The 17,384-nt window shown below is 40.7% G+C and carries 15 protein-coding genes; 7 read left to right on the top strand and 8 right to left on the bottom strand.

Annotation, left to right across the window (positions count from 1 at the left end; translation table 11 throughout):
• Positions 1 to 232 precede the first annotated feature (232 nt).
• Entirely contained in the window at positions 233 to 676 is a 444-nt protein-coding gene (locus tag C505_RS0105895; protein ID WP_018691667.1) for a substrate-binding periplasmic protein, read from the top strand.
• Positions 677 to 1,145: 469 nt separating this feature from the next.
• On the opposite strand, the gene C505_RS0105905 is transcribed toward C505_RS0105895, so the two are convergent.
• The 6 genes from C505_RS0105905 to C505_RS0105930 all read right to left on the bottom strand — a co-directional run bounded on the left by C505_RS0105905 (position 1,146) and on the right by C505_RS0105930 (position 6,698).
• Positions 1,146 to 1,616 (bottom strand): acyl-CoA thioesterase, encoded by a 471-nt coding sequence (locus C505_RS0105905; RefSeq protein WP_018691669.1) that lies wholly within the window; start codon positions 1,614 to 1,616, stop codon positions 1,146 to 1,148.
• 168 nt (positions 1,617 to 1,784) lie between these two features.
• Positions 1,785 to 2,327: a DUF4410 domain-containing protein gene (locus C505_RS0105910; protein ID WP_018691670.1), complete on the bottom strand. Its 543-nt coding sequence runs from the start codon at positions 2,325 to 2,327 to the stop codon at positions 1,785 to 1,787.
• Between the two features lie 41 nt (positions 2,328 to 2,368).
• Positions 2,369 to 2,674, bottom strand: coding sequence for a DUF6170 family protein (locus C505_RS24945; RefSeq protein ID WP_407636612.1), 306 nt, complete (start codon positions 2,672 to 2,674; stop codon positions 2,369 to 2,371).
• 119 nt (positions 2,675 to 2,793) lie between these two features.
• On the bottom strand, positions 2,794 to 4,308 hold the full coding sequence (locus tag C505_RS24640) for a DUF4397 domain-containing protein (protein WP_018691672.1): 1,515 nt from the start codon (positions 4,306 to 4,308) through the stop codon (positions 2,794 to 2,796).
• A gap of 217 nt (positions 4,309 to 4,525) precedes the next feature.
• A complete protein-coding gene (locus C505_RS0105925) occupies positions 4,526 to 5,800 on the bottom strand; it encodes an HlyC/CorC family transporter (RefSeq protein WP_083938294.1) in 1,275 nt (424 codons plus the stop codon).
• A 91-nt stretch (positions 5,801 to 5,891) separates the two neighbouring features.
• On the bottom strand, positions 5,892 to 6,698 hold the full coding sequence (locus C505_RS0105930; protein WP_018691674.1) for a cytochrome C assembly family protein: 807 nt from the start codon (positions 6,696 to 6,698) through the stop codon (positions 5,892 to 5,894).
• 234 nt (positions 6,699 to 6,932) lie between these two features.
• Between C505_RS0105930 and ffh the strand changes: the two genes are divergently transcribed.
• The 4 genes from ffh to C505_RS0105950 all read left to right on the top strand — a co-directional run bounded on the left by ffh (position 6,933) and on the right by C505_RS0105950 (position 12,703).
• Positions 6,933 to 8,300 carry a signal recognition particle protein gene (gene ffh / locus C505_RS0105935; protein WP_018691675.1) on the top strand — a complete coding sequence of 456 codons (1,368 nt, stop codon included), beginning with the start codon at positions 6,933 to 6,935 and terminating at the stop codon, positions 8,298 to 8,300.
• Between the two features lie 518 nt (positions 8,301 to 8,818).
• Positions 8,819 to 9,745: an AAA family ATPase gene (locus C505_RS0105940; protein WP_018691676.1), complete on the top strand. Its 927-nt coding sequence runs from the start codon at positions 8,819 to 8,821 to the stop codon at positions 9,743 to 9,745.
• Positions 9,745 to 10,716 carry a DUF58 domain-containing protein gene (locus C505_RS0105945; RefSeq protein WP_018691677.1) on the top strand — a complete coding sequence of 324 codons (972 nt, stop codon included), beginning with the start codon at positions 9,745 to 9,747 and terminating at the stop codon, positions 10,714 to 10,716. The genes C505_RS0105940 and C505_RS0105945 overlap by 1 nt, the downstream gene beginning before the upstream one ends.
• Complete coding sequence (locus C505_RS0105950; RefSeq protein ID WP_018691678.1) at positions 10,709 to 12,703, top strand: transglutaminase family protein; 1,995 nt, start codon at positions 10,709 to 10,711, stop codon at positions 12,701 to 12,703. Before C505_RS0105945 ends, C505_RS0105950 begins: the two co-directional genes overlap by 8 nt.
• Here the strand turns inward: C505_RS0105950 and C505_RS0105955 are convergent.
• Positions 12,698 to 13,261 carry a hypothetical protein gene (locus C505_RS0105955; RefSeq protein WP_018691679.1) on the bottom strand — a complete coding sequence of 188 codons (564 nt, stop codon included), beginning with the start codon at positions 13,259 to 13,261 and terminating at the stop codon, positions 12,698 to 12,700. The two genes, C505_RS0105950 and C505_RS0105955, sit on opposite strands and share 6 nt — an antisense overlap.
• A 243-nt stretch (positions 13,262 to 13,504) precedes the next feature.
• Here C505_RS0105955 and C505_RS0105960 point away from each other — a divergent pair, with 243 nt between their 5' ends.
• Both C505_RS0105960 and C505_RS0105965 read left to right on the top strand, forming a co-directional pair.
• Complete coding sequence (locus tag C505_RS0105960) at positions 13,505 to 15,079, top strand: multicopper oxidase family protein (protein ID WP_018691680.1); 1,575 nt, start codon at positions 13,505 to 13,507, stop codon at positions 15,077 to 15,079.
• A gap of 158 nt (positions 15,080 to 15,237) precedes the next feature.
• Complete coding sequence (locus tag C505_RS0105965) at positions 15,238 to 16,761, top strand: M20/M25/M40 family metallo-hydrolase (protein ID WP_018691681.1); 1,524 nt, start codon at positions 15,238 to 15,240, stop codon at positions 16,759 to 16,761.
• Between the two features lie 31 nt (positions 16,762 to 16,792).
• Here C505_RS0105965 and C505_RS23515 read toward each other — a convergent pair whose 3' ends face one another.
• Positions 16,793 to 17,290, bottom strand: coding sequence for a tetratricopeptide repeat protein (locus tag C505_RS23515; RefSeq protein ID WP_018691682.1), 498 nt, complete (start codon positions 17,288 to 17,290; stop codon positions 16,793 to 16,795).
• Positions 17,291 to 17,384: the final 94 nt, after the last annotated feature.

Below are 17,384 nucleotides of genomic sequence, written 5' to 3' on the forward strand. Positions count from 1 at the left end.
ACAGGGGAATATATATCGATATTTTGAATGAATTAGCCACACGAGTTAACTTGAATCAAATGAACGAAACAACAATCGCACCATTTGCAAGAATATTAAAACGAATAAAAAAAACCAGCATGGTTATACAGTCACCATACTTTTACCGAGTCCAAAGCTGCCCTCGACAATTGTTCAGCTTACCCCCGTTATTCGATTTAAAAATGCCATTATCAGCTTAAAAAAGGCGCCTTTGTCATGGAAAAACATTGAAGGTAAGCTCGTTGGAGTGATCCGTGGTGCAGAACGTAGTTATGGTACTGAATTTATAAGAGCAGTGGAGCAGCATGGCATTGTATTGGTACCTGTAAATACTGTAAAGCAAGGGATTTCCATGTTACTTAGAGGAAGAATCAATGGTTACTTTGGACCTGATTTATTGAGTCATTACTGGATTCAAAAGCTGGGCTATCGTTGTGATGTCCTCGCAGGCCAAGTATTGTATTTGAATGAAATAACTGCCCATCTGATGATGTCAAAACCCTACCATATGAAAATCAGTCATGCGAAAAAATTCTCAGATAAACTCAATCAAACAATGAAAAAGCTTATTCAAGAAAAGGCCGTTGAAACAATCATCGACCGATATATCAAACCAGATACATGCTTGAGAACGTTAAGAGGCAATACAATTTAAATGTTTATTTAAGTACGCCAAATATCATTAGACTCAAAAGAATACAGCCAGAGTAGAAAGTAATAGTAAGCATATAAGCATAGGAGGGCTATGACTTGGATTGTCATGATTGAGTCAGTAAAAACCCATTCGCCTTGCATTAAGTGCCCGAAAGTATCAGAAAGATGCAAAAAGAAGCTCAGAATAAAGACTCCCCTCCATATCATCGGGTTATATAACTTTTTTCGAAAAACATAAGCATAAACACCCAGCATGCCAACATAAAACAACAGGATGTTCAGATACAAGGACGGGCTTTGTATTTCATCAGGAATAATTGACAGATCATAGGAAATGCTGATTATAGTCAACGGGATAAGAAGTAGTAAGTGGCATAGTCGGAGGGGCATAATACTGGCTCAATAATGCTGGCTCATCGGAAAGGAAGTGTCTTAATTAGGAAGTTATCCTAGGAATCGTGAGATTCACGTTACTCAAAAATATCGTATTTTTTCTCAATTTCTAAACTAAATGCTTTCATCTCTAGGGCGTATTGTTCAAGAATTTTGTCCTTCTTTGTTTTGGGTTCCCACTTTGGCACTTCGATGAGATTCCCTTGGCCATCGGTAGCAACAAAAGTAATAATGCAGTGGTTTGTATAACCAAGCGCCCCTGATTTTGGGTCACCTGCTTTAACGGTCACAAGGATCTGCATACTGGTTTTACCTGTATGGATAACTTTTGCAGATAACTCGACGACTTGGCCTACAAGGATCGGATGTCCGAATTTAATTGCACCGACAGATACTGTGACACAATAACTTCGACTCCAACCCGCTGCACATGCATAAGCGGCTTGATCAATCCATTTCATGACGATGCCACCATGCACTTTACCGCCAAAATTGACGTGCATAGGTTCGGCTAAAAATCTTAAATCAACTTGTCTGCCCAGTGCCATTGACCCCAAATCAAGAAAAGATATGAGAACAAGCTCATCGCTTTTCTAAATAGACCGAAAAATTCACATACTTTCATATTAATACAAAAGAATAGAATTGGATCAATTTTCACAATGTTTAGAACTCCAGAGGCCAAAATCATGAAAAAGACTGTTAGCAATAGGTGACTAATACTCTAGGCTTTGCGTATAGTGCTGGACCTGCTTTGCCAGTTGTTGAAGGGCAAGCTGATCAACATTTGGCTGGTCAATCCCTCCATTTTTATCACTATCAGCGTAAAAATGGGTTGAAGCGAGTAGCTTTTGGTTTTTTGCATCAACAAAATTAACTTTCAATTTTATTTTTGTTCTCCCTGCATCCTTTCCAGAGAGCATTCTTTGCGCAACATTGACGTATTGAAGGTCAATCATTTCAGGAACAATAATCAGTGTTTTATCGTTTGGAGTTACTGATGAAACAAGGGTCTTATCACGAAATACTTCGGAAATATTTTGAAAAAGAAGCTGGTCCAATTGTTCAACTGCTGCAATGTTATTTTTTTTCTTTTGCAACTGAGTTGGTAGCGAAATTGGCTTTAGCTTTACATGTTGATATTGCTCGACAGAAAACCCTTCTTGTTGATGAGCCGTTACAGGTTGAGTTAATTGTGAGCAACCAAGGAATAATGAAACACAAGGTAAAAGGAGCAAAACTTTTTGATACAACTTCACAAATACACCTAAATTAGAATCAAATCTCAAAATAACAATCGTTATTTTTCTTGAGCTTTGGAACTTAACACTTTTTTAACGTACGGTAAAGCTAAATAATGTTGAACTGGGTTAATCACCATGACATATACAAGTAAACATGGAAATAAAAGCAATAAGCCAAACCAAGAGGGGATAAGTGCAACCATCAGGCAGCATCCAATGAATACACATAATTTTGTCATTTGCAGAGCTAGGATCTTTCCTGGAGAGACTTGCCTTAGGGCTTCTTGCAACACAGTATATCGCTGATTGAAGTTGAGACCTTTTAGTCCGGGGATATGACGGGAAGTAAAATAAATAGGCATTCGTGATATCAATTTAAGCTGAATTTGGAGGCTAAAAATATTGCGAGTTATTTTACAGAAAACAACGCGCTAGCGCTATCCCTCAATGTAAACTTTGTGGCTTTGAGGGATAGCTAGAATTACCTTTCGATAACTTTTATTATTCCATTGGTTGCATCAGTGCTATCTTCAAATAGAATCACGTCGTACAGCTTTCCTTTGGAAAATAGATGGCTAGTAGTACCCGTAGACTTTGTTACGTTCCCTTCATCACCAGTATCTGTCACTGTTAAAAAATAATTTCCTTCTTTCAATTCGATACTACCAAATGTTGCATTGGATGTAGGGTATGAGACATTGGAAATTGTAAAGCGTGTCTCAGATACATCCCCTAAAGTCGATGATGTTGAAAATATCAAGTCCTGATTTGTACCACTCTTATTTGCAAGCAACTGGAAAAATCGGACTTTTGCAGCATTTCCAGCAGGTTGTTGATCATCATTAACAGCTATCAAAGCTCTGGGCTGCCCTGACTCAAAACCGAATGAAAATAAAGATATATAAGGTGAAATAGTTGGAGTGATATCATTTGATGCCCATTTCTCTGTATTTCCACTATTTGTCACATTTATTGTAGGAATAGGGTCGACGTTTAATGATCCTATTTCAGTATACCCTGAAGAACTGTTTTGGAAAGCGACAGTTGATCCCAATGGCGTATTATTGCTAGTAAATCGAGTTGTTCTGAAATTATCGAAATTACTTGTTTTAATACCACTTACATAACGCAATTTAGCGACACCATCCGGGCTGATTAGTATTGTTGCGGCACCATTATCAGAGATTGAAGCAACACTTAAAGCTGGTCCTGAATTAACCGCAGGATCGAAGATCACCAGTGTATTTTTTTCAGCTGTAATTGAGCCTGAGTCAAAAAGGCGGTCGTTTCGATCTGTATCATTTTCACGGAGTAATTGAAGTCGATAATTATTATTATTCCGTGAAAAGAAATCATTGTCACCATAGCTGAAGTCACCTGAATTCACTGGGCTAGTTAATGAGTTGGAGCCTGGCTCAGTCAAGTAGATATCCAAATTAGATTGAGCCCGTGAAGCATGGATAATTTGAATTCTAGTATCTGAAATATTGACGTTCGCTTTTACTTCTTCAATATTGCTCAGTCGATTTCGGAGTACGACAAAGTGGCGCTTTCCTTGTTCTGTGGTGAGAACAATTTTTTTCTGTATACCACTCGGATCCACAGCTCCTGCTACCATTGGCTCAACTGTGATATCATGATGAGAAAAATCCGCTCGTAAAAACTGAACACTGTTTCCATAACTGACCGTTCTCTTGACTTCATTTGCACCAGCGTCTGTTGCGACTGTTATTTGTAAGCTGGAACCATCTTCAACTGTATGAAAAACGACGATTTCCGAGTCATCGGGTGTTGCAACTGAACCACCTCCCGATCCATCGCCTGAGCCACTTCCTGACCCGCTTCCAGAACCATTACCCGAATCACCACCTGTGTTGCCTGTATTTGTATTATTATTTGAAGATGTGTTTGAATTTGAGTCGAATGTGCTTCCACCATTACAGGAAATCAAGCAGCAGAGACAAGCCATGCTCAATAACATTGAAACTCGTGACATTTTATCCCCTTAATTTTATGAGAATTACATTCCCTAAAGCGTAGATTGAAAAGTAGAAAAATGCTGTACAGGATAGGAATGAATCACAGAAATGAAAATCAAACAAAATGACTAAAGTGTAAAGAGTAGGGACTTCGGATTGGAAAGAATTGATGGATAGGAAAGATGATGCGTGCAGCAATGATTTACTCCACGCATGAAAGATTGCTCAAAAAAATCACAGGCCTTCTTTTTTAAGCTCTGGCATGACTCGCGCTGTTTTGACCATATTGTCTTTCACTTCAATGATCTCAATTGGATACCCGGCCAATCGAAGACTGATGTTCGCCTGAGGGATCTCTTCAAGGTACTCTAAAATGAGACCATTCAGTGTTTTTGGTCCATTGGTTGGGAATTCCCATTCCATCTCTTTATTGAGATCACGTATACTGGCGCTACCATCAACTAAATACGAACCATCTTGCTGTGCATGGACTTCTTCGCTGGTATTTGGTGTCATTGTGGTTGTAAAGTCACCCACAATTTCTTCAAGAATATCTTCAAGCGTAACGAGTCCTTGAATATCGCCATATTCATCAACAACCAAGCCAATACGTTCTTTCGACTGCTGAAACTTGAACAATTGTGTATAGAGAGAAGTTGTCTCTGGGATAAAATAAATCTCACGTACAGCTCTCAATAGCGTTGCTTTTGTAAATTGTTCCTTGGAGAGCAAGCGAAGTGCATCACGTGCATGAATAAAACCAACAGCGTCATCAATGCTGTCACGATAAAGTAATAAGCGGGTGTGTTGTGCATGAGTCAATTGCTTAACGATGACTTTCCAATCATCATTGATATCAATGGCGATGATTTCACTTCTTGGGATCATGATATCTTCAACCTGCATTTTCTCTAAATCAAGAAGGTTGACAAGCATGCTTTGGTGGCGCTCGGGAATGAGAGAGCCTGCCTCATGGACGACTGTTCTTAATTCTTCGCTCGACAGACTATGTTGTTCGCGTTGCTTTTGACTAAAGCCAAACAATTGCAAGATGCCATTTGTGATCCAGTTCAATGCAATCACCAGTGGATAGAATAATTTTAATAGTCCAGAAAGAATTATTGAAGCTGGAAAGCTCACTTTTTCTGGATGCATGGCAGCTAACGATTTTGGTGTGACTTCTGAGAAGATAAGGACTAAGAAAGTAAGTACAATTGGTGCAGCGGCATAACCTAGCTCACCATAGAGTTTCATCCCGATGGAGGCAGCGACAACCGCAGCGATATTATTGACGAGGTTATTTCCAATCAGGATCACGCCGATGAGACGATCCGGTCTTTTTAGAAGTTTATATACGCGATTTGCGCCAGAATGGCCGCTTTTCGCCAAATGCTTAAGCTTGTATCGATTGATTGCCATCATGCCTGTCTCAGACCCTGAGAAGAAGGCAGATAGAAATAAGAGAATGATGAGTACAATGAAAAGTGTGCCGGGTGAATAACTACTCAGCGCTGATATGTCGTCCAACGATGTGATCCTTTATGACTAAACCAAATTACTTGATATTCTGTTTTTGGGATAGAGTCAAGAAAATTGTCAATTAAAACCGACCCAGAATAACTTCTCGGACAAATCTTGAACCAAAGTAGGCAAGTGTGAGTAATATTGCGCCAATAATGGTCGCAATAACTGTTTTTTCTCCACGCCAGCCACGGAAGCGATGGCCCCAGCCAATGGTCATGAAAACAGCCCATGCAATGAGTGATAAAACTGTTTTATGTGCCATTTCACGACTAAAAATATTTTCAAAGAATAAAAAACCAGATACAAATGACAAAGTGAGCAATACGTTACCACATACGAGTAAAGTAAATTGCTGTTTCTCTACGACCATCAGAGGCGGTAAATGGCTGGTGACGATTGTCAGATCTTTATTTCGTAATCTTCTATTGATGATTTGCGCTTGAATCGCATAAAGCGTTGTGATCACGAGCACGCAATATGCGGCAAAAGACAATACAATATGCATGATCACGCCTGGATGTGTTGAGAGTTGCAATAAAACGCTATGCTTTGGTGAAAATAGATACACAGATTGCAACAGCGCTGAAAACCCATAGACAGCGGGTAGTAACATAATCGTGTTGATTCGCAATGTAGCCAGAGACACGAATAAGGTGATCATAAAGCAAATCACAGCACTGGCATTGAGTAGACTGAAGTTTGTACCACCTTGGGGAAAGGTATATTGCACTAATGCAAAAGCATGGCAAAATAGAGCGAGTGCTGCAAACCCCAGGATTGAACGAATTGGCGGACCATTGCTGGAAAGTAATTGACTTGAAGCCGTATAGGCAGCGGTCGCATATGCGACAATAGATAAGCCGACAAAAAGCTCATTCATCATATGATGTTTCTTCCGTTATTGCTTCTTATAGTACGCTTTCTGTACGAATTGATTGAAAGTTCCAGCTCATTTTACGTGATACATCCTGTATTGCCTAGTCCGATATGCACTGGATTGTTGTTTATATTTCAGAAAAATCTGGTGAATTTGCTGAAGATAAACACTCGAAACTGTAGTGAGTGAATCATTTTAGAGATATAATCACACCAGAATTTAGATGTTTTGGGACAAACCATGTTTGAGAATTTAACTGATCGTCTATCGAAAACGTTAAAAAACATTAGTGGTCGTGGACGGCTGACAGAAGACAATATTAAAGAAACGCTCCGTGAAGTACGGATGGCATTCCTTGAAGCCGACGTTGCTTTACCGGTCGTTCGAGACTTTGTAGCGAAAGTAAAAGAAAGGGCTATCGGTACAGAGGTCACAAAAAGTTTGAGCCCTGGACAAGTCTTTATCAAAATTGTCCGTGAAGAACTTGAAGCTGCAATGGGGGATGCCAACGAGGAGTTAAACCTCGCAACGCAACCTCCTGCCATTGTATTAATGGCTGGTTTGCAAGGTGCTGGTAAAACAACAAGTGTCGGTAAACTTGCGAAATTTTTAAAAGAGCGTCATAAGAAAAAAGTTCTTGTTGTCAGTGCTGATGTATACCGTCCAGCAGCAATCAAACAGCTGGAAACCCTTGCCGAAGATATTCAAGTTGACTTTTTCCCTAGCGACCCAAGCGAAAAACCCTTAGATATTGCGCATAATGCGATCGCACACGGTAAAACACAGTTCCATGACGTGATCCTTGTCGATACGGCCGGTCGATTACATGTTGATGAAGACATGATGTCAGAAATCAAAGAGCTTCATGCAAGTATCAAACCTGTTGAAACCTTGTTTGTTGTTGACGCAATGACAGGTCAGGATGCAGCGAATACCGCGAAAGCATTTAATGAAGCACTGCCATTAACCGGAGTGATCTTGACGAAGGCAGATGGGGATGCACGTGGTGGTGCTGCTTTGTCGATTCGTCATATTACTGGCAAACCAATCAAGTTTATCGGTGTGGGTGAAAAAACGGATGCATTGGAGCCATTCCACCCGGATCGTATCGCATCCCGTATTCTGGGTATGGGCGACGTACTCTCGTTAATCGAAGAAGTCGAACGCAAAGTTGATCGTGATAAAGCCGAAAAAGTCGCCCGTAAAGTGATGAAAGGAAAAGGGTTTACTTTGGATGACTTTAGAGAGCAACTCGTCCAAATGAGAAATATGGGCGGGATGATGTCTATGATGGACAAACTGCCGGGTATGGGGCAGATGTCAGATCAAGTCAAGAATCAGGTGGATGATAAAGTTTTCGTTCAAATGGAAGCGATTATCAATTCAATGACGCCAATAGAAAGAGAACGGCCTGAAATCATTAAAGGATCTCGAAAACGACGTATCGCGGCTGGTTCTGGAACACAGATTCAGGATGTCAATAAACTCTTAAAGCAATTTACTCAGATGCAAAAGATGATGAAAAAAATCTCAGGCAAGGGTGGTATGGCAAAAATGATGCGCGGTATGAAAGGAATGATGCCACCGGGTATGCTGCCACCAAGATAGTGCTGAGTGTAGATTCTGGTTGAATCGTTTTTATTGATTCAAGATGACTATGTAAACCCCAAGCAAATTCTTGTTTGGGGTTTTTTATAAGCACAACCCCTTATTTGTTAAAAAACTGTGCAATTTCAGTTTGATATTCGTTGATTGTTCTGCCTGTTCGTATTATCTTGCCTGACTAATTCTTATTTATGGATATAGAGCGAATTTTTCCCAAGTTAAAAGGGTCTGTTTATCTTTCGGCAATCCACGCTGTTACCGCAGAAAACGCATCAATCACGGCACAAGGAGAGAAGTTTGGTCATTCCAAATGAACAACTAGTAACAAAGAGTGAGGTTTTTTCAGCCACCAGCAGCAACATTGATGAAAGATCAACAGACTCTGGTTAATTAGTACTAGAATTAAGACAATGCCTAAACACGACAGAACCTCTAGACTTTTAAGCGAACCCTCTTGAAGTGGTTGGTGATAGAGATAAGTGTTTCGGCGTCATTTTCACGAAAATTAAGAAGTTTGCACCATGTCACATGTTTTAATTTCACAGGTTATTCAAAAAGTCTCCCAAGTTGTATTAGGAAAAGAGGATCAGGTAAGGCTGTCATTGACATGTCTTCTCGCAAAGGGTCACCTACTCATTGAAGATCTCCCAGGAATGGGTAAAACAACGCTATCACATGCATTGGCAGATGCGTTGGGGCTGAATTATAAGCGTATTCAGTTTACAAACGACTTATTACCTTCTGACATACTTGGAACGAATATCTACAACAGAGATTCCAGGCAGTTTGAATTTCACCCAGGGCCAATTTTTACGAATGTTTTACTAGCAGATGAAATTAACCGTGCTAGTCCAAAGACACAATCTGCACTTTTAGAAGCGATGGAAGAAAAACAGGTGACCATTGATGGTGTCACACATCAACTCCCCGAGCCATTTTTTGTGATTGCGACACAAAACCCACTGAGCCAATCAGGCACAAACCCACTGCCTGAGTCTCAGATGGACCGCTTTCTCATGCAGATTTCGCTGGGCTTTCCTTCTATGGATGCAGAAAAGGAAATGCTGAAAGATAGTGCTCATTTAACATCAAGACATGATGGCATTGAAAACTTAATGACGGTCCAAGAAATGCTGAACTTGCAACAAAAGGTACACGATATTACGGTTTCAGATGCCCTACTTGACTATATTTTACGTCTTGTCCAACACTCAAGAACACAAGAGCAACATCTCAATCCCTTATCCCCAAGAGCTTCTAAGGCAATTCTTGCTGCTGCCAAGACGTGGGCGATGATCTCAGAGAGAGACTTTGTCACCCCTGATGATGTTCAAAAAATATTTACCTCTGTTGCGGAGCATAGGATCAGAGATATTCATTATGATGTGAAGTCGAGTGCGCATAGTACAAAAATTTTGAAATCCATTGATGTGTTAGGAACATCATAATGTTTGGCCTGGTTGAAAAGCTTGAGCAATTTCGGGATCAATGGCTTGATAAACGGATGCCACCCAGAGAAAACATTCAATTAAAGCAAAGCGAAATATTTATCCTACCAAGTCGATTTGGCTGGATCTATGCACTGGCAACGTTGGCTATTTTTATTCTTGGGACCAACTATCAAAATAATTTGATCTTATTGGTTGCCTATTTAATGGGAAGCTTGTTTCTTTCCTGTTTCTGGTTTGGATTTTACAACATGTATCAACTAAAAATTCGGCGTGTCAGTGTTGCGGATTCATACGCTGGAGGGCGTGCAGCGGTTCAGGTTGAATTATCCACACAGCGTGCTAGGCATGCGCTCAGTTGTTCATTCTTAAAAGAAGAAGATACAGAAGCCCAATTAGAAGGTTTAGAAACGCCTTCTCAGGTTAGCCTCAGCTTTGAAAAACAAGAGCGAGGCCATCACTCACCAGGTCGTTTATTGATCGAGTCCTTTTTCCCATTAGGTTTAACACGGACATGGACTTATATTGATCTGGATATTCATGCCTATTTTTACCCCGCGCCACAACCATGCAGGTTGGTGCATGCCCCAGGAAAAAAGTATGGACTTGAGGATGATGGTATATCTAGTTCAGATACTCAGGAACAGGAGTTAGCTGGACTTAGAGAATACAAACAGGGAGAACCGATGTCCCGAGTTGCCTGGAAACAGGTTGCAAAACGCGATGGACAGCTGTTAAGTAAAGAGCTTGAGTCAGAAAATGAATTGAGTGAAGAGGTGTTATCACTTGATAGAATGCCTGCGATTGATTTAGAGCATAAGCTGAGCCAGTTCAGTTATTGGGTGGATACACTTCAAAAGGAAAATCGCCCTTTTCATTTTGTACTTGGGACAATGAAAGAGAGATATGTCAGGGACGCAGATACAGCGCGTCGTTGTTTGAGAGCTTTAGCGACATACCAAAATGCTTAAAATTCACCAAAACGCACATACATTGTGGGGGTTCATCATTTGCCAGTGGATGGTGATTTATTTTTACATGGAGCCTGTTTCCTATGCAACGATCGGACTTACAATTCTACTTCAGGGCTGGGCTGTCGCTGCCACATTGAATAAGTGTCCAAAGCCAGGTAAAAACTTTTTGACTGTGCTCACAATTGTTTGTGCGTTGATTGTCATCGCTTCGAATATCTCAAAGCCCATTGATTCATTTTTCAACCTACTGATTATTGGCGCTGTATTGAAACTGTTGACACCGTTAGATGAAACAGACTTAAAATCTATCTTTCTCATTCACCTTTTCTTGGTCTCGGGAGGGTATGTTTTCCATCAGTCTATCGGAATGGCTTTATTGATCTTGTTAGCCTTTATCTTGACGGTTTATTTGCACCTTTCCCTCTATACAATCAAATCATCTGCGAAACCAAGGATGAAAATAGCCTTTCGGGTTATTTTTTACAGTATGCCCGCGACCATGCTGCTTTTCGTCATGATGCCTCGATTGCCCCCGCTATGGTCCATGTTTAACCCAGGGGTCGCAAAGGTGGGTGTCAGCGATAATATGTCCCCAGGCGATATTTCCAATATTGTCAAAGATGATAAACGTGTGTTTAGAGTCGAATTTAATGGCGCTGTGCCTGATCAAAGTCAACTCTATTGGCGAACGCTCATATTGGAAGATTTTGATGGCCGTCGATGGTCCATGATCCCACGTGGTTCTGTTGGAAAAGGTGTTGAGCACTTTTCGGAAGCTCCAAAGGATGGATTATCCTATCGAGTTATTGCAGAACCAACGCAACAGTCATGGGCTTATGCATTGGACGCACCTTTATTGCAAAAGGGAGAAGGGCTATTTGTCACCCGTCATCGAACGTTAATGTATAAAAAGACCTTGGCTGAAAGAAAGTCCTATGAAGTCATATCCTATCAAGATCCGAATGTTCGTAACAAATTCATTCAAGATGAATTCTATGAACGGAACCTAAAATTACCTAAGGATTATTCTGATGTGAAGCAATTTACACTGGATATTATTGGTCAGGAAAAAGATGAAAAGGAAATTATCAATAAGGTGCTCAGTTATATTACCAAAGAGGGGTATGTATATACCATTCAGCCACCTTTGATGCAGGATAGTGTGCGTGGCGTTTTATTTACTTATAAAAAAGGGTTTTGTGCACACTATGCTTCTGCCATTGCCGTAATGATGAGAAGTATTGGGATCCCAGCCCGTATTGTGACAGGCTATCAAGGAGGAAAGTGGAATCCAACCGGGAAATACTTGGATGTTAGCCAAACACAAGCCCATGCCTGGGTCGAAATATGGTCTGAGAAGTATGGCTGGCTCCATATTGATCCAACTGGCGCGATTGCCCCATCACGTGTTGAGAGTAGTCTTGAAACTGCGCTCGAAGCCTCAGGGGAGCTGAATGAATACCTTGGTTATTCACCTGAAATATATAAATTTACGCAAAATAAATTTTTTACAACTGTCAGTAACTGGATGTCATCGGTTGATTTCTATTGGACAGCCTGGGTACTTACCTATGATGATAAGAAAAGAGATAGCTTTTTAGATGCTTTGAGTGATCTAAAGAATTGGTTATCGTTCATTAAATACTTCATTGGCCCGCTGATTATCTTTGGGGTCCTTTGGTACGCCTATCGCAGGTTTCAAAAAAATAAGCATTTATCTGTGGAAGAAAAAATCCTTCGATACATTATACATTTGCAAAAGCTACTCGATACTCCAAGGGAGCAGGGAGTAACACTGGCAGCTTATATCGACAGGTTACAGTATGTTTTTCCGGAGTTTTCAGACCGATTAAAACATCTCGAACGATATTGTACGCTCGTACTATACGGTACAGTTGAGATACAAGAAAAACTATCTGCATTAAAGCAGGTTTCCAAACAGATAAAAGCTTTGGAAAAAGATGTAAAGCAGCTTGACTCATAAGTGATGCTGAGCAAGAAAATCTAACTGGAGATGCAGTACACCTTGATGGATGAGCTTTTCCGCATTGAGGCTCATCCAGAAAGTTGATTTATGATCCCGTTTGACACGGGATCGTTTTCTCAAATCGTTCACAAAATTGGTGTAGAACTGCTTGGATGCCTCAGGCGCTGGTTGCATACATTGTTTTGTCGTAGACCAGTAATTTGCAGCATAGTTAATATAGCCAAGTCCAGCATATCGACGTCCATCCTTCATCAGTTCTCCTGTAAAATAAAAATCGACTGTTGGCCCACCTTTTTTTGGTGATATATAAAAATACGTTCCTTCTTCTGGACTATCAACTTGATCAATCACGAGCGGCTCATGAGTCCAGTTTTCATGAAGTAAATAATAGTGCTTTGCATTTTCCGCACTTTGAAATTCCTCAATGGAATGAAGCCGCTCGATTTCATTTGTTGGGTAGTGACGATCTGGAACAAGGCAAATATTGTCCTTAAAAAATTCAAGAACCAGTTGGTTCATATCTTTATCTGTCAAAATAAGCTTTGTTTGTGCCAATGCAGCAGCCTCATGATTGAAATGGCAATCGCCATGGATACTTCTTTTGTTTGAGTATAGCGATGTTTGTATTTTAGAGACAAATCATTGCAAAAGCTTACAGATTTTATATTTAAAATAAACTTATTAATTATCAATAGAATAGAAATTTTTTCTATTGGAGTTCAGTATAAAGTCTTATATTTCATCCCACTTATTTCGATTAGGGTGTAAAAACGTTTTACTCTGAAAGGTTTAAGTTTTATGGATCGCAGAAAATTTTTAAAATACGGGACAATTGGTGTATCTGGTGCGGCAATTGGCGCAACTGGTTTTTATTCAAAAAGTGCCTCACAAATGCTGACTTCAAAGCAAACGAAATCTCTTGATGGTTATCAACATATTATGATCCCACCACTGATCGAATACCCGTATTCAACGACATATCGATTACCGACTTTTTATGTGCATCAGTCGACGCATATGTTCTTCGATGAACAGTCTTCCACAGCTGTTGCGATGTCCAGCATGCTGTACCCAACAACCTATATGGCCCCAACAATCAAATTAAAACGCGGGGATAGGGTGGATTTTGAAATTAAAAATATGATGAATGAAGCCACGACCAATCATTGGCATGGTATGCATATTCCTGGTCCAATTGATGGGGGACCACATCAGGAAATTTCCCCGCATGGGACTTGGGAATTTTCAATGAATGTCGAGAATGAGGCCAGTACTTACTGGTATCATGCACATACTTGTAAAAAGACGGCAGTCCAAGTCTATAACGGTCACTTTGGTATGTTGATTGTAGAAGACCACAATAGTGAATATCTCTCTCGCTTTATGGGCTTACCAGATATTTATGGTGTGAATGATTTTCCAATCATGATCCAGGATAAAAACTTCGACAAGAATGGTCAGCAAATTTATGATACCCGAGGGACAAATGTCATGGTTGGTGAATACATTACAGTCAACGGGATGACAAACCCTTTCATTTCTGTCTCCCCAGGTTGGAACCGATTTCGTCTTTTAAACGCCTCCAACACCCGGGTGTATAACCTTTCCTTTAAAGATGGCCTTGAGTTCTACCAAATTGCTTCTGACGGCGGTTTTTTGAATCGCCCTGTGCTGATGAAAAGAAGCTTCTTATACCCAGGCGAGCGGATTGAAGTCATGTTGAATTTTGAAAATTACGAAGGGGGAATTTTCGATATGGAAGCGATGACCATTCCACCAGTCCCTGGCCAGGATCCCACTCAACCTGTTCTTCGTTTTGCCGTGAATCAATCGGTTCCGGTCCCTGCTGCTTTACCCGAAAATCTGCGTGTTACTGTACCGCAAATCGATTGGGAGGCTTATGCAGCAAGTGCACCAGCGGTCAGTCGAACGCTGCATATGGACAGAAATGACGAGGAAACTGAATACTATATCAATAAGAAAATGTTCGATATGAATGTGATCAACATAACAATCCCGAAAGGTGAGTGGGAAACTTGGCAGGTCACTTCTGCATTTGGTGCGCATCCATTTCATGTGCATGCATGTTCATTCATCATTTTATCCTTGAATGGTGAGGAGCCGACCGAAGAACTCAAAGGGTGGAAGGATGTCATGAACCCAACCCTTCAGCATGTTGATCACGATAAGGTTGTTTCAGCCAAAATTATGATGAAGTTTGATAAAACAACACACCGAAACCAGGAATCAATCGAAGCTGGAGAAGCCGGAGCGTATAGTTTAGAGCATCACGCTCCATATATGTACCACTGTCATATTCTTGAACATGAAGACCTAGGGATGATGGGGCAGTTTAGTGTTGTGGAAAGCTAAGGCTATTGTCAATGGTGCCTCCTGCTCGCAACTTGAGCAGGAGGCGATTTATCATGACAAAATTGTATCTTTGACGTACCGAATATTTATACAAAAATTAAACATGAAGTAATAAGAAATAAATAATATGTAAACACCAAGTTGAAAGGAAAGATACAATGAAATTGAGCAAACTCGCGATCGTTTTGAGCGCAAGTCTTTCGGCAAAACAACTTTACGCCGAGCCGCTGTGGATCACAACAGACAGAGATGCTGAACATCTCGTTACCGAGCTCCAAGGAAAAATCCTGCCCACATCTTCATTATTTAATCAGCCAATTTATATTGCAGAAATTGATGAAAGTCAGCTCAACGCGCTTTCTCGTCGAATGCACACTGAAAAGAATCGATGTGGTGGTTTTATGGTACACACGTCCCTGGCATCAGCAATGCAGGCAACATCAATGCCTGAACAAATGGCAAACTTTGATCCGCCTCCTATTACTCAAGATGAACGCGTGAATAAAGCAGTTGCCACTTTATCCGCGCAGAATATCGTTGATACCATTCAAACCCTGTCCAGTTACACGAATCGTTACTATTCCACATCCCATGGTGAAAAAGCAGCGAAATGGATCAAAGATGACTGGGCATCTCTTGCAAGTGGTTTATCTTGGGCAAATGCTGAATTGTATGATCACTCGTGGCGACAAGACTCCGTCGTTTTAACACTCACAGGTAGCAAGTATCCAGATGAAATTATTGTGATTGGGGGGCACCTTGATTCCACATTAAATCGTGGTACCAGTGAAAATAGCCGTGCACCCGGTGCAGATGATGACGCATCAGGCATTGCAACGATTCGTGAAGCGCTGAGAGCTTTTCTAACACTGAAAGAGCAGCCGCTTCGCACGTTAAAATTTATGGGATATGCAGCTGAGGAAATCGGGCTTCGTGGTTCGAATGATATTGCATCCAACTATCGTAATAATGAAAAAGATGTCAAAGCGGTCATGCAATTGGATATGACCAATTATAAGGGCAGCAGTAAGTCAATGTATTTTATGACAGATTATACGGATAGCAATCTGACTAACTATTCGAAGTCGCTTATGGATCATTATTTCCCAAATATTGAACATGGCACCAGCCGTTGTGGTTATGGCTGCTCAGATCATGCATCTTGGAACCGAAAAAGTTATTCAGCAGTTATGCCATTTGAAGCTTCAATGAGCAATTCAAACCCAAGAATTCATACCACAAACGATACCTTGTCGAATTCGGATACAACAGGCGCCCATGCACTCAATTTTGCAAAACTTGCAACTGCCTATTTGGTGGAGCTGGGCTTTGCTGACGGTGGAGATAATCCAGACCCAGATCCGGATCCGGATCCAGATGGAAAGATAAAAAATGGTGAACCGGTGATCGTTGATGGGAACCGTGGGAGCGAAACCTATTATTATATCGAAGTGCCATCAGGCGTGAGTCAGCTCACAGTTGAAACATCAGGTGGTTCAGGGGATGTTGACCTCTATGTTCGATTTGGTCAAAAGCCAACACGAAACGACTACGAATGCCGCCCATATAAGTGGGGTAATAATGAAACGTGCCAAATCTCAAATGTAAAAGCTGGGAAATATCACATTATGCTCAGAGGCTATAGCACATATAGTGATGTAAAGCTTGTCGGTAAACATTAAGCCTACACTAAAGTAAGAAGCATCATGCTTCTTACTTGCTCTTCAGATAGCAAAAATTCAAGTCATGGATTTCTTCATATCGGGTCGCTGCGAGTTTATTCGCCTGACTAATTTCTGATGATGTCATATAGCGCTCTACACGCTCCATTGCGGCTGTTGCTTCTGGACAGCTTTGACTCGCAGCTAAAGAGAGCCAACTATAACCGTGATATAGACTTTTCGGCACACCTTTCCCTTGGGTAAACATGATCCCAAGATAAAATTGAGATTTTGTATGCCCTTTCATCGCAGCACGCCGGAACCATTTCGCTGCCTTCATGAATTCAGACGTTTTATATTCATATAGGGCGGTTTGAAAGCACTTATGGTCGGAAAAGTACTGTTCTTCTTCCGCTTTTTTATCCAGCCGATCATTCAGCTTAAGAAGCAGCTCAACAATAGTGACTTCAATATCCTTAAATGATAAATGTGACGCATCTCCGTTGGCTGAATTCTGTATATCTGATTGTGTTAAAGTTAATTTTTCCATGGGAAGCATTATGGGTTAGGGAATGAAAACCATTCAAAAAATGATCATGGATGGTCTATATTTTAGTTCAGGAATAAATCACTGATACAGTCAG

The organism is Algicola sagamiensis DSM 14643 (assembly GCF_000374485.1).
Lineage (GTDB): Bacteria > Pseudomonadota > Gammaproteobacteria > Enterobacterales > Alteromonadaceae > Algicola > Algicola sagamiensis.